This is a genomic window from Streptomyces sp. XY431, from assembly GCF_001279805.1.
In the GTDB taxonomy this organism is placed as follows: domain Bacteria; phylum Actinomycetota; class Actinomycetes; order Streptomycetales; family Streptomycetaceae; genus Kitasatospora; species Kitasatospora purpeofusca.
Genome location: NZ_LGDO01000422.1, coordinates 1 through 256 on the forward strand (window position 1 = coordinate 1; position 256 = coordinate 256).

Annotated in this window: 1 protein-coding gene; it reads right to left on the reverse strand. The window is 71.9% G+C overall.

Features of this window, described 5'->3' with window-relative positions; genetic code table 11:
* Positions 1–256 (reverse strand): AMP-binding enzyme (locus ADK60_RS27750; protein WP_502687466.1); only part of this gene is annotated, 256 nt, incomplete at both ends.

The window sequence follows — 256 nt, forward strand, 5'->3', positions numbered from 1 at the left end:
GAGGCCCAGCACCTCCGCGAACACACCGCACAGGACCTCCTCCTGCGGCGTCGCCGGAGCACGACCCTCACCGGCCGACCCGAACTCCGGCGCCGGCAGCGCCCTGCGGTCCAGCTTCCCGTTCACCGTCAATGGGATCGCGTCGAGGACGACCACGGCCGCCGGGACCATGTACTCCGGCAGGAACGCAGCGACCTCGGCCCGGATCTCGGCGGTGTCGAGTTCGCTGCCGGGGGTGGGCACGACATACCCGACC